The organism is Leisingera sp. F5 (genome assembly GCF_001593695.1).
Genome location: NZ_LUKH01000008.1, coordinates 146,394 through 164,121, shown reverse-complemented (window position 1 = coordinate 164,121; position 17,728 = coordinate 146,394). Strand labels below are relative to the sequence as shown.

General features: G+C 64.5%; 17 protein-coding genes. 8 read left to right on the top strand and 9 right to left on the bottom strand.

What is annotated here, in order from left to right; translation table 11 throughout:
* Positions 1-3 precede the first annotated feature (3 nt).
* The 3 genes from A2I95_RS07165 to A2I95_RS07155 are packed head-to-tail and all read left to right on the top strand — an operon-like array spanning position 4 to position 2,497.
* Entirely contained in the window at positions 4-624 is a 621-nt protein-coding gene (locus A2I95_RS07165) for an HAD family phosphatase (protein WP_291729104.1), read from the top strand.
* Positions 625-653: 29 nt separating this feature from the next.
* Entirely contained in the window at positions 654-1,571 is a 918-nt protein-coding gene (locus A2I95_RS07160; protein WP_291729103.1) for an NAD(P)-binding domain-containing protein, read from the top strand.
* A complete protein-coding gene (locus A2I95_RS07155; protein WP_291729102.1) occupies positions 1,568-2,497 on the top strand; it encodes an alpha/beta fold hydrolase in 930 nt (309 codons plus the stop codon). The genes A2I95_RS07160 and A2I95_RS07155 overlap by 4 nt, the downstream gene beginning before the upstream one ends.
* Positions 2,498-2,633: 136 nt before the next feature.
* On the opposite strand, the gene A2I95_RS07150 is transcribed toward A2I95_RS07155, so the two are convergent.
* Complete coding sequence (locus A2I95_RS07150) at positions 2,634-3,878, bottom strand: MFS transporter (RefSeq protein WP_291729101.1); 1,245 nt, start codon at positions 3,876-3,878, stop codon at positions 2,634-2,636.
* A gap of 183 nt (positions 3,879-4,061) precedes the next feature.
* Between A2I95_RS07150 and zapE the strand changes: the two genes are divergently transcribed.
* Both zapE and A2I95_RS07140 read left to right on the top strand, forming a co-directional pair.
* Positions 4,062-5,135, top strand: a complete 1,074-nt coding sequence (gene zapE, locus A2I95_RS07145) for a cell division protein ZapE (protein ID WP_291729100.1) — start codon at positions 4,062-4,064, stop codon at positions 5,133-5,135.
* Entirely contained in the window at positions 5,132-6,037 is a 906-nt protein-coding gene (locus tag A2I95_RS07140; RefSeq protein WP_291729099.1) for a bestrophin family protein, read from the top strand. The genes zapE and A2I95_RS07140 overlap by 4 nt, the downstream gene beginning before the upstream one ends.
* 169 nt (positions 6,038-6,206) lie before the next feature.
* Here A2I95_RS07140 and A2I95_RS07135 read toward each other — a convergent pair whose 3' ends face one another.
* The 3 genes from A2I95_RS07135 to A2I95_RS07125 form a co-directional block, all read right to left on the bottom strand.
* Positions 6,207-7,478 carry a folylpolyglutamate synthase/dihydrofolate synthase family protein gene (locus A2I95_RS07135; protein WP_291729098.1) on the bottom strand — a complete coding sequence of 424 codons (1,272 nt, stop codon included), beginning with the start codon at positions 7,476-7,478 and terminating at the stop codon, positions 6,207-6,209.
* A 109-nt stretch (positions 7,479-7,587) separates the two neighbouring features.
* On the bottom strand, positions 7,588-8,538 hold the full coding sequence (accD, locus tag A2I95_RS07130; protein WP_291729097.1) for an acetyl-CoA carboxylase, carboxyltransferase subunit beta: 951 nt from the start codon (positions 8,536-8,538) through the stop codon (positions 7,588-7,590).
* Positions 8,539-8,601: 63 nt separating this feature from the next.
* Complete coding sequence (locus A2I95_RS07125; protein WP_291729096.1) at positions 8,602-9,516, bottom strand: type II CAAX endopeptidase family protein; 915 nt, start codon at positions 9,514-9,516, stop codon at positions 8,602-8,604.
* 182 nt (positions 9,517-9,698) lie between these two features.
* Here A2I95_RS07125 and A2I95_RS07120 point away from each other — a divergent pair, with 182 nt between their 5' ends.
* From A2I95_RS07120 to A2I95_RS07110, 3 genes are all read left to right on the top strand, one after another.
* Positions 9,699-10,496 carry a hypothetical protein gene (locus A2I95_RS07120; protein ID WP_291729095.1) on the top strand — a complete coding sequence of 266 codons (798 nt, stop codon included), beginning with the start codon at positions 9,699-9,701 and terminating at the stop codon, positions 10,494-10,496.
* 89 nt (positions 10,497-10,585) lie between these two features.
* Complete coding sequence (locus A2I95_RS07115) at positions 10,586-11,347, top strand: DUF6478 family protein (RefSeq protein ID WP_291729094.1); 762 nt, start codon at positions 10,586-10,588, stop codon at positions 11,345-11,347.
* A 12-nt stretch (positions 11,348-11,359) separates the two neighbouring features.
* Positions 11,360-11,737 (top strand): hypothetical protein, encoded by a 378-nt coding sequence (locus A2I95_RS07110; RefSeq protein WP_291729093.1) that lies wholly within the window; start codon positions 11,360-11,362, stop codon positions 11,735-11,737.
* Between the two features lie 7 nt (positions 11,738-11,744).
* On the opposite strand, the gene A2I95_RS07105 is transcribed toward A2I95_RS07110, so the two are convergent.
* From A2I95_RS07105 to gpmI, 5 genes are all read right to left on the bottom strand, one after another.
* Positions 11,745-12,488 (bottom strand): isocitrate lyase/phosphoenolpyruvate mutase family protein, encoded by a 744-nt coding sequence (locus tag A2I95_RS07105; protein WP_291729092.1) that lies wholly within the window; start codon positions 12,486-12,488, stop codon positions 11,745-11,747.
* On the bottom strand, positions 12,485-13,549 hold the full coding sequence (locus A2I95_RS07100) for a bifunctional transcriptional activator/DNA repair enzyme AdaA (RefSeq protein ID WP_291729158.1): 1,065 nt from the start codon (positions 13,547-13,549) through the stop codon (positions 12,485-12,487). The genes A2I95_RS07105 and A2I95_RS07100 overlap by 4 nt, the downstream gene beginning before the upstream one ends.
* A 179-nt stretch (positions 13,550-13,728) precedes the next feature.
* On the bottom strand, positions 13,729-15,063 hold the full coding sequence (locus A2I95_RS07095) for a S41 family peptidase (RefSeq protein ID WP_291729091.1): 1,335 nt from the start codon (positions 15,061-15,063) through the stop codon (positions 13,729-13,731).
* A gap of 7 nt (positions 15,064-15,070) precedes the next feature.
* On the bottom strand, positions 15,071-16,204 hold the full coding sequence (locus A2I95_RS07090) for a peptidase M23 (protein ID WP_291729090.1): 1,134 nt from the start codon (positions 16,202-16,204) through the stop codon (positions 15,071-15,073).
* Positions 16,201-17,718 carry a 2,3-bisphosphoglycerate-independent phosphoglycerate mutase gene (gene gpmI, locus A2I95_RS07085; RefSeq protein WP_291729089.1) on the bottom strand — a complete coding sequence of 506 codons (1,518 nt, stop codon included), beginning with the start codon at positions 17,716-17,718 and terminating at the stop codon, positions 16,201-16,203. Before gpmI ends, A2I95_RS07090 begins: the two co-directional genes overlap by 4 nt.
* Positions 17,719-17,728 lie beyond the last annotated feature (10 nt).

The following is a 17,728-nucleotide window of genomic DNA, read 5'->3' as shown; positions in this document are numbered from 1 at the left end:
CCGATGCCCATTGATGCCATCGTCTTCGACATTGGCCGCGTGCTGATCGAGTGGGAGCCGGAACGCTTCTATGACAGCCGCATCGGCGCGGAGCGTCGCCGCCAGCTGTTCGAACAGGTGCCGCTGCACGAGATGAACCTGAACGTCGACCGCGGCTATCTCTTCCGCGGCAGCGTCTATGCTCTGGCAGAGCAGCACCCGGATTGGGCCGAAGAAATCCGCTGGTGGCACGACTGCTGGCTGCAGATGGTGCCGCGCGCCATCCCCCGCACCGTTCGCCTGATGCAGGCCCTGCAGACCAAACACATCCCGGTCTTTGCCCTCAGCAACTTCGGTGCGGAGACATTTGAACTGGCCTGCGGAACCTACCCCTTCCTGCGTGGCTTTGACCGCACATTTGTCTCCGCGCATCTGAAATGCATCAAGCCAGAGCCGGAAATCTATGCCATTCTCGAACGCGAAACCGGGGTGGCGCCGGACAGGCTGCTGTTCACCGACGACCGCCCCGAAAACATCGAGGCCGCCAATGCGCGCGGCTGGCAGACCCATATGTTCACCGCCCCCGCCCCCTTTGCGGCGCGGCTGGTGCAGGCCGGGCTGCTGACAGAACAAGAGGCCGCCTGAGACGGCACACGAAGAAGGAAGACAGGCACATGAGTATCCCAATCATCGGGTTTGACGAGGGCGAGGCGCTGCTGGACTGGGTCAGCTTCACGGACGCGCTGGCCGCCAGCCACGATTTGCCCAAGGCAGAGATCGGCGATACTTTCCTCTACCGCGATCCAGACACGCTGCTCAGCCGTTCTGCCTGGATTGACGGCATGGGTCTGGCGGTGAAGACAGCCAACATCTTCCCGCGCAACCCCGATGCAGGCAAGCCGATGATCAACGGCTCGGTCTGCCTTTACTCGGACGCGGACGGCACCCTTGAAGCCCTCGTCGATTTTCACCTGGTGACCAAGTGGAAGACCGCCGGCGACAGCCTGCTCGGCGCCCTGCGGCTGGCCGACCCCGATGCGCAAGAGGTGCTGATCGTCGGCGCCGGCACCGTCGGCGGCTCCCTGATCGAGGCCTTCAGCGCCGGTTTCCCGCAGGCGCAGATCCGGGTCTGGAACCGCACCGGATCCAAGGCCGAAGACCTCTGCGCCCAATACCCCGGCACCCTCCCTGCGCCGGATCTGGAACCCGCAGTGCGCGCCGCCGACATCATCGTCACCTGCACCATGTCCTCTGACCCGGTGATCCACGGAGGCTGGCTCCGCCCCGGCCAGCACCTCAACCTGATCGGCGCCTACCGCCCCGACATGCGCGAGGCCGATGACGCGGCCCTGAGGCGCGCAAAGATCTACTGCGACAGTTTTGATACCACGCTGGACCACATCGGTGAATTCAAGATCCCGCTGACCACAGGCACCATCCAGCGCAGCGATGTGCTGGCCGATTTCTACAACCTTGACCGGTTTCCGGCCTATGACCCGGCGCAGATCACCCTGTTCAAAAACGGCGGCGGCGCCCATCTGGATCTGATGACCAGCCACCACATCCTGCAGAAATGGAAGGCCAAGGCATGATCTGGCTGCTGGTTTTTGTTGTTTTGCTGATCGCCGCAGCGCCTTTCCTTCGCGAACGCCTGCGCAAACCCATGAACGCCAAGGCCCGGCAGGCCGCCCCTGGCGACTTCGCACAGCTCTCCGGCGGGCTGACCCACTACCGCTGGTCCGGTCCTCTGCGCGGGCCGGTTGCGGTCTGCGTGCACGGCCTCACAACACCATCATTTGTCTGGGACGGGATGGCCCAGGGCCTGGCCGCCATGGGCTACCGGGTGCTGAACTATGATCTTTACGGCCGCGGCTATTCCGACCGGCCTGAAGGGTTGCAAGACAGCAGCTTCTTCACCACCCAGCTTGAGGAGCTGCTGCAGGATCAGGAGGCCGGCGACGATTTCACCCTGATCGGCTATTCGATGGGCGGCGCCATCGCCACCGCCTTTGCCGCCGCCCACCCAACCCGCCTGCGCGAACTGATCCTGCTGGCCCCTGCCGGTTTCGGCAGCAGCCCCGGCCGCCTCACCCGGATGATCCGCCAAATCCCGATGCTTGGCGATTGGCTGATGCACGCACTCTATCCGGCCCTGCACATCCGCGGCACCGAGGCCGAGCGCACCCTGCCGTCCTCGGTGCCGGGCATTGCCGATCTGCAGCAGCGCGAGTTGGGCTATAAAGGCTTCATTCCCGCGGTGCTTACATCCCTGCGCGGCATCCTGAACGAAGATTTCACCAAAGAACTGCACAGCCTGCACAGCAAGGGCGTGCCGGCCCTGGCGATCTGGGGCCAGAACGACGCGGTGATCCCGCCAAACTCCGCCGGCCGCCTGGCCGAACGCGCCCGCTCCGTCCGGCAGGAGGAAATCGCAGGCGCAGGCCACGGCCTGCCTTACACCCATACGGACGAAGTGCTGCAGATCATCGCCGAAAACCACCGCCGCGGTTTAATGTAACACCCGCGGACTGGCCCCTGCCGCTTCTTCTTTGCAGAAATACTCCGGGGGCTGCCTATTGGTGCGCCATTGGTTCAAGCCCAATGGCGGCGGGCAGCGCCCCGGTCCGGTGCATTCTGCAAACAAACCGCCAGCGTTACGCCGCCACCGCCGCAGCCCGCAGCGGGCGCTCCTTAACGGGCAGATGCACAATCGCACTGAACGCTCCGACACCAACGCCGATCCACCAGACAAAGGTGTAATCGCCATAGGCGTCATACATCCGCCCGCCCAGCCAGACGCCCAGGAAGCTGCCCAGCTGATGGCTGAAAAACACAATGCCATAGAGCGTGCCCATATAGCGAAGCCCGTAGATATGCGCGACCAGCCCTGACGTCAGCGGCACCGTCGCCAGCCACAAGGACCCCATAGCAACCGAGAAAATGATCACGCTCAGCGGCGTGATAGGAAAGATAATGAAAGCCGCCGCCGCAATGGTCCGCCCGGTATAAATCGCCGCCAGCAGGTATTTTTTGGAGTACCGCTTGCCCAGATACCCCGCCAGCAGCGTGCCGCCCACATTGGCCGCCCCGATCAGCGAGATCGCCACCGCCCCCAGCGCCGAGGTTGAGGTGATGCCAATGGAATAGAGCGTCCCGCCCGGCAGGATCGGCCCGCACATCTCGGTCACGAACGCCGGGAAGTGCGCGGTGACAAAAGCCAACTGATAGCCACAGCTGAAAAAGCCGAGAAAGATCAGCGTATAGAACGGATCCTTGAAGGCCTTGATCAGGATCGCCCCCATGCTCTCTTCCAGCTCCGCCTTGCCGGCCGCCTCCGGCGCGCGCATCAGCGGCAGCGTGGCAATCAGCGCCAGCACCACACCGGCAAAAATCAGAAAGATCGTCTGCCAGGGCAGGAAGCTCAGCAGCCACTCCGCCGCCGGCGCGCCGAAAATCTGCCCGGCAGAGCCCGCAGCGGTGACAACCGCCAGCGACATCGACCGGTTTTCATCGGAACTCGCCCGCCCGACCACGGCCAGCACCACGCCGAAACCGGTGCCCGCAATGCCAAACCCTACCAGCCATTCATAGGCCTGCATTTCAAACGGCGTCGTCGACCCGGCACTCAGCACCAGCCCGGCGGCATAGACAATCGCCCCCATGATGATCGCCTTGCGGTCGCCGATCTTCTCGGCAATGGCGCCAAAGATCGGCTGCCCGATGCCCCAGGCCAGGTTCTGAATCGCAATCGCCAGCGAGAACTCCGAGCGCAGCCAGCCGAATTCCTCGGCAATCGGGATCTGGAACACCCCGAACGAAGCACGCACCGCAAAGCTCACCATGATGATGATGCAGCCGACGATCAGAACGGGGGTAAACAACGGCGCGGGCCGGTCCATGGCGTCTCTCCTGACAAGCCGGAAAACCCTCAAGGATATTGCGGCGGCCGTCAAATCAGGAATTTTGGGCACACCATTAAGAAATTTTGATGTGAGGCCAGCACTTCCCGGCCGCCATCCATCCCCGCACGATTAGTCTTTGCGGTGCTTCCCATCCCCCGCGCCCCGCGCTATCCCTTTCCCATGACCCATCTGACCACGCTGTACCGGCAGAAGATCGACGCGGGCGAATTGCAGCCCGACCCGGCCCAGGAGGCCGTGCTTCCCCATTTCGACCGCATCGCCAAAGGGCTGACAGCGCCGCCGGTGAAACGCGGCTTCTTCCGCAAGGCGGAACATGAAGCGGTCAAAGGGCTTTACCTCTGGGGCGGGGTGGGCCGCGGCAAGTCGATGCTGATGGATCTCTTTGTCGACAGCCTGGAAGATATCCCCGCCCGCCGGGTGCATTTCCACGCCTTCATGCAGGAAATCCACACCCAGCTGCACGAAGCCCGCCAGAGCGGGGTGGAAGACGCGCTGGCCCCGGTGGCCAAGGCGGTTGCAGACTCGGTGCGCCTGCTGGCCTTTGACGAGATGCAGATCACCGACATCACTGACGCCATGATCGTGGGACGTTTGTTCGAGGCGCTGTTTGCCGCAGGGGTCTGCGTGATCACCACCTCCAACCGGGTGCCGGATGATCTGTACAAGAACGGGCTGAACCGGCAGCTGTTCCTGCCCTTCATTGATCTCATCAAGGCACAGATGAACGTGCATGAGATGGTCAGCCCGACCGATTACCGCCAGCACCGTCTGACCGGCGCCCAGGTCTATTTTGCCCCCGTCGATGCCGAAGCCCGCGCGCAGATCCGCGCGATCTGGACCGATCTGTCCGGCGGCCCGGCGCAGCCCCTGACGCTGGAGGTTAAGGGTCGCGAAGTCACCCTGCCCGCCTTCCGCAACGGCGTGGCGCGCGCCACGTTCTATGATCTCTGCGGCAAGATGCTGGGCCCCGGCGACTACCTCGCCATCGCCGAAGAGGTCAAGGTGCTGGTGCTGGAAGACATCCCCCGCCTTTCCCGCAACAACTTTAACGAGGCGCGGCGCTTTGTGACCCTGATAGATGCCCTATACGAGGCCAAAGTGCGGCTGATCTGCTCCGCTGCGGCGCAGCCTGAAATGCTCTATGTCGAGGGCGAGGGCACGTTTGAGTTCGAACGCACCGCCTCCCGCCTGCGGGAGATGCAGGCCAAAGACTGGGGAGCCGAGACCCCATGATCGTTCGCGGCACGCCCCGGCGGCGCGAGATTTTCCTGATCCTGAACGGATCGGTGGTGCCGCGCATCCTGCCCAATATCATCGGCGCCGCGCTTTGGGCGCTGCTGGTGCTGGTGCTGGACCGCTATGTTCTTGCGATGCCGCAGATCTCGATCGGCGCGATGGGGGTCTTCGGCCTGTCGCTGTCGCTGTTCCTCAGCTTCCGCAACAACGCTGCCTATGACCGCTGGTGGGAGGCGCGCAAGATCTGGGGCCGCATGGTCTCAGACGTGCGCAGCCTGGCGCAGGAGCTGCGGATCTTTGCAGGACGTGGCCCGGACGAAGATTACATCCTGACCCGCATTCTGGCCTTTCACCACCTGCACCGCGCCCAGCTGCGCGGCGATGAGGTGGCCGATACCGTCCGCCGCTGGGTCGGGCCCGAAGACGCAGATCAGCTGATGAAGACGGAAAACAGCCCCAACGCCGCCTTGCGCGACATCGCCACCCGCCTGCGCCAGATGGCCGAGGAGGGCCGCATCGACGGCTTCGGTCAGCGCACGCTGGCCGAACGGCTGGCTGCTTTCCCGACCGCGCAAGCCGGCAACGAACGGCTTCTCAGCACGCCCTTGCCCTTTGTCTATTCGCTGCTGGTCTGGCGCACCACCTATCTTTACTGCCTGCTCCTGCCCTTTGCCCTTTTGGACAGCGCGGGCTGGTTCGAACCGCTGGTGGCGGCGGTGGTGGCTTATGTCTTCTTCGGCCTGGCCGAGGTCACGCATGAGCTGGAACACCCGTTCCGCAAACAGGCCAATTCGGTGCCACTCAGCGCCATGTGCCGGGTGATGGAAATCTCGGTCTGCAATGCCTTGGGCCGCGAGGTGCCGCCCAAGCTGGAGCCGGTGGACTACGTTCTGGACTAACGGCTGGCCGCAGCAAGGGGGCGCTGCCCCCTCGGCCTTGCGGCCTCACCCCCGAGGTATTTAAGACCAGAAAGAAGCAGCGCGCCGCGCCAGCGGCGCCCGGCCCAACGGGTTGAGATCGTCGGATCGAAGCCGGGCGGGAGAACCTCCCCCGCCACGGGCGCAAACCTCAGCCGTTTTTGCGCAGGATATGCCCCGCCAGGTAGAGCGAACCGCAGATCAGCACGCGAGCCTGCGGGTCTTCGGCGGTGATTGTTTTCAAAGCCGCCATGGTGCTGTCCGCTGTACCTGCTTCGATACCGACCGACTTGGCCGCAGCCTCGGTGTCTTCAGCGCTCAGCGTGTTGATCTCATCCGGGATCGAGATTGCGGTCAGACTTGCGACATGCGGTGCCAGGGGAGCCATGTAGCCGCTCACGTCCTTAGTGTTCAGCATGCCGCAAATAAGGTGCGTGGGGCGCTCCGGCAGTTTTACCAACACATCCGCCAGCGCAATACCGGCCGCCGCGTTGTGGCCCCCGTCCAGCCACAGCTCTGCCTCCGGCGCGGCCTCGATCAGCGGTCCGGTCTTGAGCCGTTGCATCCGCGCAGGCCATTCGGCGTTTTTCATCGCCGCCTCGCAGGCCGCCTCATCGGCGTCCAGATGGCGCAGAGCGGCCAGTGCGGCACCGGCGTTCTGGATCTGATGCGCGCCCAGCAATGCGGGCAGCGGCAGATCCAGCAGGCCGGTTTCGTCCTGGAACACCAGCCGGCCGTGTTCCTCGGAAACATGCCAGTGCTGGCCATAGGCAATCAGCGGCGCGCCCAGACGGGCGGCGGTGGCTTCAATCACCTCCATCGCCTCGTCAGGCTGCGGGCCGACCACAACCGGCACGCCGCGCTTGATGATACCGGCCTTCTCGGTGGCGATCTTGGTCAGCGTGTCGCCCAGGAACTGCTCGTGATCGATGGAGATCGGAGTGATCACGCTGATGGCGGGCTTATCGATCACATTGGTCGCATCCAGCCGCCCGCCCAGGCCCACCTCCAGCAGCGTATAATCCGCTGGGGTGCGGGCAAAGGCCAACAGGCCCGCCACCGTGGTGATCTCAAAATAGGTGATGTTTTCGCCGCCGTTCGCGCCGTAGCACTCGTCGAGAACTTCAGTCAGATACGCCTCGGAGATCAGCTCGCCCGCCAGCCGGATCCGTTCATGGAAACGCGCCAGATGCGGCGAGGTATAGGCATGAACGCTCTTGCCCATGCCCTCAAGGCCGGCGCGGATCATCGCCTGGGTCGAGCCCTTGCCGTTGGTGCCCGCCAGATGGATCACCGGCGGCAGCTTGTCCTGCGGGTTGTCCAGGGCCGCCAGCAGTCGCCAGACCCGGTCCAGCGTCAGATCGATGATCTTGGGGTGCAGCGCCATCATGCGGGCGAGGATCGCGTCGGAGGTCTGGGTCATCGGCCTGGTCCTGTCAGATCGGATAGTCTTGCGTGGAAAAAACAGCGCCCGCCCTGATAAGGACGGGCGCGGCCAGGCCTTGCAGCCGGGCGATTCAATATAGGCCGGATTATTCGGCAGCTTCTTCGCTGACTGCGGCCTCGGTTGGCGCATTTGCGGCCTTGGCGGGTTCTTCGTCTTCCGGCGAGGGCAGGTCGCCCACCACCTGCGGCGGCAGATCCATCAGCATCCGGATAATGGTGATCAGCTCGCCGCGCATTTCGGTGCGCGGCGTCACCCGGTCCAGCATGCCGTGGTCCAGCAGATACTCGGCGCGCTGGAAGCCCTCGGGCAGCTTCTCGCGGATGGTCTGCTCAATCACCCGCGGGCCGGCAAAGCAGATGAGCGCGTTGGGCTCGGAAATATGCACGTCGCCCAGCATCGCATAAGACGCGGTCACCCCGCCGGTGGTCGGATGGGTCAGAACCACGATATAGGGCAGACCCGCCTCTTTCAGCATCTGCACCGCCACGGTGGTGCGCGGCATCTGCATCAGCGACAGGATGCCTTCCTGCATCCGCGCGCCGCCTGCGGCAGAGAACAGCACCAGCGGGCGGCCCAGCTTCACCGCTTCTTCAGCCGCGGCAATGATGGCGTTGCCGACATACATGCCCATCGAACCGCCCATGTAGGAAAAGTCCTGCGCGGCGGCGATAATGGGCGTGCGGCCGATATCGCCCGCAGCCACCAGCATCGCGTCTTTTTCACCGGTCTTCTTCTGCGCCGCCTTGATCCGGTCGGGGTATTTCTTCTGGTCCTTGAACTTCAAGGGATCCGCCAGCGGTTCCGGCACCGCGACCTCGGTGAAAACACCGCCGTCGAACAGCGCGGTGAACCGGTCGCGCGGGGTGATATGCATATGGTGGCCGCAGCTGGTGCAGACGTTCTGATTGTCGCTCAGCTCGCGGTGAAACAGCATGGTGCCGCATTCATCGCATTTCTGCCAAAGGTTCTCGGGCACTTCGCGGCGCGAAAAGATCGAGTTGATCTTGGGCCGGACGTAGTTGGTGATCCAGTTCATATTGCTTGCCTCTCCGGGGGCGCGGTTTGCCCCCCAAATAAGACGCCTTGGCCGCAATTGCAATCAGCGGCGTATGGCAAGCCGCGCTGTCAGCCAGCTGACCAGCATCAGCGCAAAGTCCACAGCCATCCACGGCCGCAGCGCCTGCACGTCCGCCATCTCGAACGGGATCAGATACAGCGCCAGCCCGTTCAGGCTGGTCGGCGAGGCAAACAGCAACAGCGCAGTGACGTTGTTGAAGAAATGCACTGCCATCGCCGGCCCCAGAGTGCCGGCCCGCGCCGTCAGATCCGCCATCAGCACCCCGAACAGCCCGGCCCAGACGGTGATCAGCAGCGCATTCTCTCCGGCCTCAGCCGGCAGATAATGCCCCAGCGCAAACAGCGCCGATGGCCCTAGCAGCCACACAGCCGGGCTGCGGAACCGCGCCGCCAGTGCCTGCTGGATATAGCCGCGAAACAGGATCTCCTCCGAGGAGGTCTGCACCAGCACCGCAGCAATGGACAAAGGCAGGATGCCCAGCCAGGTCCAGACCGGCAGGTTCGGGGTCATCGCCGGCCCCATGCTGTAGGGCGGCAGCAGCATGATCAGCACGCTCAGCCCCATCAGATACAGGCTCACCCTCGCGAACTGCCAGATCAGCGGCCTCAGATGCCCGGTGACGGTGGCGAACCCGCGCTGGTGAAACAGCCGCGCCGCCATGGCCACGCCCAGCGACAGAAAGGCAAAGCTGCCCAGCAGCACCAGCATAGCACCGGGCGTGCTGCCGTCGGCCAGCCCTTGCAGCCAGGCGCCGGGGAACAGGCCTGCCACCGTCACCTGCAACGCCGCTGTCATCGCAAAGCTGACCGCCGCCACCAGCACCAGCCCCAAAAGCAGCCGCCACAGTGCGGGCTGCAGCCGGGCAAAGCGCACCAAGGCCTCATGCGCCCTGTAACTGTGCCCGTCGCTGTACCCGTCTCTGCGCCTGTGCTGCATGTATCCTCCGGCTGGAATGGCGACAAATTGCGCCAACGTTATGCATTGCTGCAACGCCATGGCAAGGCAGACAGCCCGGCGCGCGGTTCACACTTGCCGCGCAGCAGCCCTGCCCGTAATAAAATTGTCAAAAAACAAGACCGGCAGGGATAGCAGTGACCATAATAAGCAACGGGAAACCTGTGTCTTTTCCGTCCGCCGGCGGAAAGACGCCAAGACTGCGCAGGGTTGCAGCCGCAACCGCGCTGGCCGGCCTGGCCCTGGCGGGATGCAGCCCCGCTCCCACCAGCCTGTCCTTTGCCGCCCGCGGCACCAGCCAGACGCCGCGCCTCAGCGGCCAGGTCATGTCCTTTGCCGGCGGCGGGGTGCTGCTGGCCGCCCCCGAAACCTATTGCTTTGACCGGCGCAGCAGCACGGCGGATGACAGCGGCGGCTTTGCCTTGATTGCCCATTGCAGCCGGCTGGACCGGAACCGCTGGTTCGGCTCCCGCAATGCGGCCGTGCTGACCGCCTCGATCGGGCCGGCGCAACAGGGCGCCGCGGCCCCGCAAGCGGCTGATATCCTGGCCATGTTCCCCGGTGCCACGCTGCTGGAAACCCGCGAGGACCAGCTGCTGCCGCTGGTCCGCCTGGAGTTCCCCGAAGCCGTCGCCGAAGGGGCCAGCCCGGTTCACTGGCGCGGCGCCTTTGTGCTCGACCGGCATCTGGTCGCCCTGGCGCTTTACGCGCCGGAGGGCAGCCGTGCCCTGGGCCGTCAGGGGGCAGCGCTTCTGAACGAAGTGACCCACCGCTCGCTTGAAGCCTCCACCCTGCCGGATCTTGAGGAAGCCGGCGCGGTGCTGCCCAAAGGCCCCCGCCAGTCCCTGCGTCCCCTGGCGCGGCCCGTAACAGCTGCAACCGGTGCCCCGGAAAGCGGCGGGGCGCCAGCGCCGCGCAAAAAACGCGGGCTTGGCCAGCGGATTGCCGGTTTATTTCAATAGCCGCCAGAGGTTACACTGGCGCCAGCGCCCGCCGCATTGTCGCGCGGGCCGGACCCCGCAACACGGCGCAACAGGCAAGAGAGAGCACGATGGGCAGGATCATGGACCGGCTGATGCACCTGCGCAGCCTGCGCCGCTGGCGCGCTGCGGCAGAGGAGTCGTCCCGCGCGCCGCTGTCTGAACTGCGCCGCCAGCGCAATCAGGCCCGCCAGCTGCGCACCCATCTGGACCGGCTGATCCACACCGCCGACGGCCGCCTGGCGTTGCCGCAGATCGGCTCCTCCTTCTTTCCCCGTCCGCATGGCACCGACTGGTCCTGGCGCCCGGAGCTGTGGCGCGGGCCGCTGCCCGAATGCGGGCTGTCTTCCGTCCCCACCAAAGCGCGGCTCGGCGATGAGGCGCAGCTGTTTCACGATTGCGCCTTCTCCGAGCTGACCCTGCGCCAGCTGCGCAATACCCGCGAAGAGGACCTCGCCCCCTTCGGCCTGCGCATGGATGTGTTCCAATTCGACGGCTCGTTCCTGTCGCTGGTGATCGACCTGCCGCCTGCCGCTGCCAATGGCATGACCCGGCAGCATCTGCTGCGGATCGACAGCATTATCGAATCCGAAAAACCGATTGAGATCTTCGCCCGGCTCAACATCCAGCACGGCCCCAATACCGAACAGATCGTGCGCGAGCTGCCGCAGGACGAGAAGAACATCGTGGTGGAGTTCGACCTCGCCTATTCCAAGCTGAACGAAAAGCGGATCGAAAAGATCTGGCTTGATCTGATTTTTGAAGCGCCTGATATGAACCAGGTGATCCTGCGCGATCTGACCTTCTCGCGCCACCGCCGCGCGGCGATCTGAGGAACCTGAGCCATGAGCGACCTGTCACTGACCAAAATCCGCTTCCGCAACGGCATCTGGGAGGGCCGGATCAGCAACGCCTCCGCCAGCGGAGCGCGGCCCGAGATTTCCGTGATGTTCCAGGATCAGCCAGTGGCTGATGCAAAACTGGAGGAAGGCCAGGCCGGCGGCGAATGGCTGGTATCGGTTCCCGTCCCGGCCGAGGCGCTGGCTGACGGGGTGCAGACCTTCGTGATTTTCGATGCTGCCGACAGCACCCGGCTGGGTGATTTCACCCTGATCGCCGGGGAGGCCGTGGCGGACGATCTGCGCGCCGAAGTGGAACTGCTGCGCGCAGAACTCGACATGCTGAAACGCGCCTTCCGCCGCCACTGCCTGGAAACCACCTGAGCAGCGTTTACTCCAGCGTTTGGAAATGCTCCGCCAGCACCTGCATCAGCTTGGCGTGCGGGATCGGGCCATAGCTGCAGCGCGCCACCCCGGCCTGCCGCGCGGTCTCCAGCGTGATGCCGCGCATCATCGTGTTGACCGGCAGGCTGCAGCCCTCGCAGACTTGCGCAATCAGATCCGGATCGGTCAGGCCCGGGATGAAATACCCATTGCCGCCGGCCTCGGCATAAGCCGCGCCGCGCTCCAGCGCCTCCGCCATCAGGCCCGCGTGTTTCGACGCATCTTTTTCCTTCAGAAACAAATCTGTGCGCGCATTGACGAAAATATCCGCATTGGCCGCCCGCACCGCGGCAACCCTCCGGGCCTGCTCTTCAATGCTGTAGAACCCCGCCGTCCCAACCACCTGGTCCTCAAAGTTCAGCCCCACGGCGCCGGTTTCGGCCAGCCGTTTCACATTGGCGGTCAGCTGTTCGGGTTCGCGCGCATAGCCGCCCTCGAAATCAATCGTCACCGGCAGCTCCGTCGCCGCAACGATGCGCTCTGCATTGCCCAGAACAAACTCCAGTGGCATCTGTTCGCCGTCCGGGAACCCCTGCGCTGCCGCCACCGGGAAACTGCCGGTTGCCAAGGCCGCTGCCCCTGCACCGGCAATCGCCCTGGCGCTGCCCGCGTCCCATATATTGTATAAAATCAACAGGTTACCCGGCTGGTGCAGCGCCGCAAAGGCGCGTGCGCGGTCGGAATATGTCATGCAGAAATCCTCTGTTTGTAACTTGTTTCTATCTCGATCAGCCGCTGCTTACGCCACAAACCGCCGCCATAGCCGGTCAGCGACCCATCGGCGGCAAGCACCCGGTGGCATGGCACCACCAGCGCCAGCTGGTTGGAACCATTGGCCCTCGCCACCGCGCGGGTGGCCGAAGCCCGGCCCAGTTCGCGCGCGATCTGCGAATAACTGCGGGTTTCGCCCGCCGGAATGGTCAACAGATAGCGCCAGACCTCGCGTTCGAATCCGGTGCCATGCAGGGCCAGCGGAGTTTGAAAATCAGCTCCTTCACCGGTAAAGAACCGGCGCAGCTCTTCGGCAATCTGTTCCGTCGGGGGCAGACGGCCAAAGCCCAGGCCGCCGGGCTGTGCCTTTTGCAGCTTCGCCACCTCGCGCGGCAGCGCCTTACGGTCGGCAAATTCCAGCAAATGCAGCTGGTGCTGGCAGCTGATCGCAATCATCGCGCCAAGCGGCGTGTCGATCCAGTCGGCCAGCAGCAGCGCGTCCTTGCGGAACGCCCCGGGCGCAATCCCGACCAGTTTGGCAAAGGCGGCGCGGAATGCGCTTGCGGACCCGAAACCCGCATCAATCTGTGCCGCAATCACCGGCTCGCCCGCCTTCAGCGTGGTGAAGCCTTCGCGCAGGCGGCGCTGGCGGGCCATCTCCAGGAAGGTCATGCCGAAATGCCGCTTGAACGCCCGCCGCACGGTGGACGCATCCAGCCCCAGCCGCACCAGATCGTCCTCGCCCCAACGATAGGCGGGGCGTTCTTCCAGCCGCGCCAGCAGGCCCTGCACCACCGGATCATCCCCGGCAGCCGCCGCCAGCGGCTTGCAGCGCTTGCAGGCCCGGAACCCCGCTTCTATGCATTGGCCGGGAGAGGCATAGAACTGACAGTTCTCGAACTTCGGATTGCGTGCTGGGCAGGTCAGCCGGCAAAAGATGCCGGTGGAGGTCACACCGACATAGGCGCGCCCCTCATAGGCATCATCACGGGTGATCAGCGCTTGGTACAGCGTCTGGGAATCAGGCAGGTCAATCATCATAGGTCGAGCATAGACCAGCCGCACCCGCCAATGCGCCGAAGATCGGGCGTTGATGTTCACTTTGACGCCAGGACAGGGAAGAGCCGGGCAGAGCCCGCCGCCAATTCCAGGCGGCACTGCAGATATGAAAAAGGCCGCCCAACCGGACGGCCCCTTTGGTGCTGCAATATGACCAAGCCTTACTTCGGTCCCAATGCCACCATCCCCTTCAGGATGTCGATGGCATAGGCCAGCTGGTAATCCTCTTCGCGCAGTTCGGCGGTTTTCTCGGCCTTTTCGCGCTCTTCCTCGATCTGGCGGATTTCATCCTCGGACAGGCTGTCGTTGTTCAGGCTGCCGCGCAGGTCCGCCTCCGAGCGCGACCGGCGGGCAGGCGAGTCGTTCTCCTCCTCGGCTGCGGCCCTGCGGCGAGGCTGCGCCACCACGATATCCGGGGAGACGCCCAGCGCCTGGATCGACCGGCCCGACGGCGTGTAATACCGTGCAGTGGTCAGACGCATCGCGCCCTCGCCCTTCAGCGGCATCACGGTCTGCACCGATCCCTTGCCGAACGACTTGGTGCCGATGACGATGGCGCGGCGGTGATCCTGCAGCGCACCGGCCACGATTTCCGAGGCCGAGGCCGAGCCGCCGTTGATCAGCACCACAATCGGCTTGCCATCAGCCAGGTCGCCCGGGGTTGCGTTGAACCGCTCGCCATCCTCGGGGTCGCGGCCGCGGGTCGAGACGATCTCACCCGACTCAAGGAAGCTGTCCGCCACCCTGATTGCCTGGGTCAGCAGCCCGCCCGGGTTGTTGCGCAGGTCCAGAACGATGCCGTTGACGTTGTCGATGCCGCCGGCGTCCTCGATCTGCTTTTTCAGATTTTCCTCAAGATTCGGCGTGGTCTGATCGTTAAAGGTGGTGATCCGCATCACCACGGTATCGCCCTCGGTGCGGGCGCGCACAGCTGTCAGCTTGATGGTGTCGCGGATGATCGACACATCAAACGGCTCGCTCTCGCCTTCGCGCACCACGGTGATCACGATTTCAGACCCCACCGGCCCACGCATCAGGGTGACCGCATCATCCAGCGACAGGCCCAGCACGCTTTCGCCATCCACATGGGTGATGAAATCGCCGGCTTCCATGCCGGCCTCATCCGCCGGGGTGCCGTCGATGGGAGAGACAACTTTGACAAAGCCCTCTTCCTGGGTGACTTCGATCCCCAGGCCGCCGAATTCGCCGCGGGTCTGCACCCGCATGCTGGCCGCGTCATCCGGCGACAGATAGCTCGAGTGCGGATCCAGCGAGGTCAGCATGCCGCCGATCGCCGCCTCGATCAGCTCTTTCTCATCGACTTCCTCGACATATTGCGCGCGGATACGCTCGAAGATGTCGCCGAACAGGTCCAGCTGCTCATAGACATTGGCCTCGCGCGCGCCTTCCTGCGCCAGCAAGGGCCCCGCCACATAGGTTGTTGCCACGATCCCTGCCAGCGTGCCGCCAATGGCGGCCATCGCAAATTTTTTCATCAAGCCTTCATCCACCTTTTCCAGTGCGGAACCATGTTTCCGGGTCCACCGGGCTGTTGTCCATTCTCACTTCTATATAGAGCGTTTCTGTCCGGTCAGTTCCACCCCCTTCACCGCTTAGTGACAGAATTGCATCCGGCTTGGGGTTTTCTCCGCTCATCAGGCCGACCGGGGTGCCCTCGGGAATCACCTGGCCCGCCTCGCCGAACACTTCGGCCAGGCCGGAGAGCACAAACAGCGTGTCCGCCTGCGGTTCCAGAATCACCACATTGCCCAGATCCAAGAGCGGCCCGCGGTAGCGGATTGTGGCAGCGGCCGGCGCGGTGACCAGGGCACGCGGACGGGCAGCAATCAACAGACCGGGGCGGGCAATGCCTGCCGCATCCCGTTCGCCGTATCCACGCAACACCAGCCCTTCGACCGGCAGCGTCAGGGTGCCGCGCAGATCGCTGATGTCAGCGCTGGTTTCAGCGATATTGCCACCGGCAATCTCGGCCAGCCCGTCGGCAAAGCCCGACAGCGTCTCGGTCGAGGAAATCAGGATCGCGGTGCGCACCGGATCGGCGGTAAAGCGGCGCGGCAGGGTGGTGCGGTCGGCAATCGCGGTCGACAGCTGCACCCGCGCGGACTGCACGCCCGCCAGCCCCTCTTCCAGCGTTCTGGCCGCGTTCTGCTGCAGCCGCCGCAGGCCCTGCACCTCATCCAGATCCGCCTTCAGCGACTGCGCCCTGGCGTGCAGGGCCGGGGTCACCTCGGCCAGCATCATCGCCGACCGCGCCGCGCCCAAAGGGCCGGAGGGATGCACCATCAGCACCGGCGGCGGCGAGGTTTCAATGGTCTGTATAATCCCCAGCAGCCCCGAGACCTCCTCTTGCCGTGCGGCCAGCTGCGCGCTCAACTGCGCCTCGCGCCGCGCCACCCGGCGCAGGCCGTCGCGCATCGCCGCCAGCCCGGCCTCGAACGCCTGCACGGTTGCGGTCAGCGCCTTCACCCGGTCGCGGGAGCTGTCAGCCTCCTGCAGTTGCACCGAGACCCCCTCCAGCTGCGCCGCCGCCTCGCGCGCGGCCCCTGCCGGATCCGCTGCCGATTGCAGCGGCGCGGCCAGCAGCGCCAGCAGCAAAAGGCCCGCACGCAAAGTCATGACAGCAGACTCTCTCCAGTCATTTCCGCCGGCTTCTCCAGCCCCATCAGCTCCAGAAGGGTCGGCGCCAGATCTGCCAGCCGGCCATCGCGCAAACGCGCACCCTCCGGCCCGCCGACCAGCGCCACCGGCACCGGGTTCAGCGTATGCGCAGTATGGGCACCGCCGGTTTCGGGATCCACCATCACCTCGCAATTGCCATGGTCAGCGGTGACGATCATCGCGCCGCCCGCCTTCTCCAAGGCTTCAACCACCTGCGCCAACCCGCGGTCCACTGCCTCGCAGGCCAGCATCGCCGCTTTCAAGTCACCGGTATGGCCGACCATGTCCGGGTTGGCGTAATTGGTGACAATAAGGTCATAGTCCGCCTCAATTGCCTCGACGAATTTCGCTGTCACCTCCGGCGCCGACATCTCCGGCTGCAGGTCATACGTCGCCACATTCGGCGACTTCGGCATGAACCGGTCTTCGCCTTCTTCCGGATCTTCCTTGCCGCCATTCAGGAAAAACGTCACATGCGGGTACTTCTCGGTCTCCGCCAGCCGGAACTGGCTTTTGCCCTGCTTCGCCACCCATGCGCCCAGCGTGTTCACAATCGCCGCCTTGGGATAACACGTAGTCATGTAATCGCTATGGCTGTCGGAATACTCCACCATGCCCAGCAAGGCTGCCAGGTCCGGGCGAATGCCGGTGTCGAATTCGGCAAAGCCAGGTTCACCGATGGCGCGCAGGATTTCCCGTGCCCGGTCGGCGCGGAAATTAAGGCAGAAGAACCCGTCCCCGTCCTTCACGCCGCCATATCCCGCCAGCACAGTGGCTGCGATGAATTCATCAGTTTCCGACTGGTTATAAGCATGATCCACCGCGCCGTGGGCATTCATCCCCGGCCGGCCCTTGGCGTGGATCATCGCGTCATAGGCCTCGCTTACCCGGCCCCAGCGGTTGTCGCGGTCCATAGCAAAATATCGCCCGGTCACGGTGGCAATCCGCGCGTCTTCGGGCAGTTTTTCCTCTAGCCGGCGGAAGTGGCGGAAGGCCGATTTCGGCGCCACGTCGCGCCCGTCGGTGATGGCATGCAACCAGACCGGCACGCCTGCATCCGTCACCGCCTTCACTGCCGCCAGGATGTGGCTGATATGCCCATGCACGCCGCCGTCCGAGACCAGCCCCATCAAATGCGCCGCGCCGCCGGTTTCCTTCAGCCGCGCGATAAAGGCTTGCAGGGCCTCGTTTTCAAAGAACGATCCATCCTCGATCGCCAGGTCGATCTGCCCCAGATCCATCGCCACCACCCGGCCCGCGCCGATGTTGGTGTGGCCGACCTCGGAATTGCCCATCTGCCCGGTCGGCAGACCGACATCCGGCCCATGGGTGATCAGCCGGGCGGCCGGCCCCTTGGCCAGGATTGCATCGAAGGTTGGGGTGTTCGCCAGATAGGGCGCGTTTGCCTTGCCCGGCTCGCCACTGCCCCAGCCGTCAAGAATGCACAGGACAACGGGTTTGGGTGCGGTCATGGGTCGGCTC

Coding starts and splice junctions, on each gene's coding strand:
- A2I95_RS07100 (WP_291729158.1), bottom strand. CDS start 13,549: ATGATGATTGACCTGCCTGATTCCCAGACGCTGTACCAAGCGCTGATC.
- A2I95_RS07135 (WP_291729098.1), bottom strand. CDS start 7,478: ATGACCCAGACCTCCGACGCGATCCTCGCCCGCATGATGGCGCTGCAC.
- A2I95_RS07090 (WP_291729090.1), bottom strand. CDS start 16,204: ATGACTTTGCGTGCGGGCCTTTTGCTGCTGGCGCTGCTGGCCGCGCCG.
- A2I95_RS07165 (WP_291729104.1), top strand. CDS start 4: ATGCCCATTGATGCCATCGTCTTCGACATTGGCCGCGTGCTGATCGAG.
- A2I95_RS07110 (WP_291729093.1), top strand. CDS start 11,360: ATGAGCGACCTGTCACTGACCAAAATCCGCTTCCGCAACGGCATCTGG.
- A2I95_RS07140 (WP_291729099.1), top strand. CDS start 5,132: ATGATCGTTCGCGGCACGCCCCGGCGGCGCGAGATTTTCCTGATCCTG.
- A2I95_RS07155 (WP_291729102.1), top strand. CDS start 1,568: ATGATCTGGCTGCTGGTTTTTGTTGTTTTGCTGATCGCCGCAGCGCCT.
- A2I95_RS07150 (WP_291729101.1), bottom strand. CDS start 3,878: ATGGACCGGCCCGCGCCGTTGTTTACCCCCGTTCTGATCGTCGGCTGC.
- gpmI (WP_291729089.1), bottom strand. CDS start 17,718: ATGACCGCACCCAAACCCGTTGTCCTGTGCATTCTTGACGGCTGGGGC.
- zapE (WP_291729100.1), top strand. CDS start 4,062: ATGACCCATCTGACCACGCTGTACCGGCAGAAGATCGACGCGGGCGAA.
- A2I95_RS07095 (WP_291729091.1), bottom strand. CDS start 15,063: ATGAAAAAATTTGCGATGGCCGCCATTGGCGGCACGCTGGCAGGGATC.
- accD (WP_291729097.1), bottom strand. CDS start 8,538: ATGAACTGGATCACCAACTACGTCCGGCCCAAGATCAACTCGATCTTT.
- A2I95_RS07105 (WP_291729092.1), bottom strand. CDS start 12,488: ATGACATATTCCGACCGCGCACGCGCCTTTGCGGCGCTGCACCAGCCG.
- A2I95_RS07160 (WP_291729103.1), top strand. CDS start 654: ATGAGTATCCCAATCATCGGGTTTGACGAGGGCGAGGCGCTGCTGGAC.
- A2I95_RS07125 (WP_291729096.1), bottom strand. CDS start 9,516: ATGCAGCACAGGCGCAGAGACGGGTACAGCGACGGGCACAGTTACAGG.
- A2I95_RS07115 (WP_291729094.1), top strand. CDS start 10,586: ATGGGCAGGATCATGGACCGGCTGATGCACCTGCGCAGCCTGCGCCGC.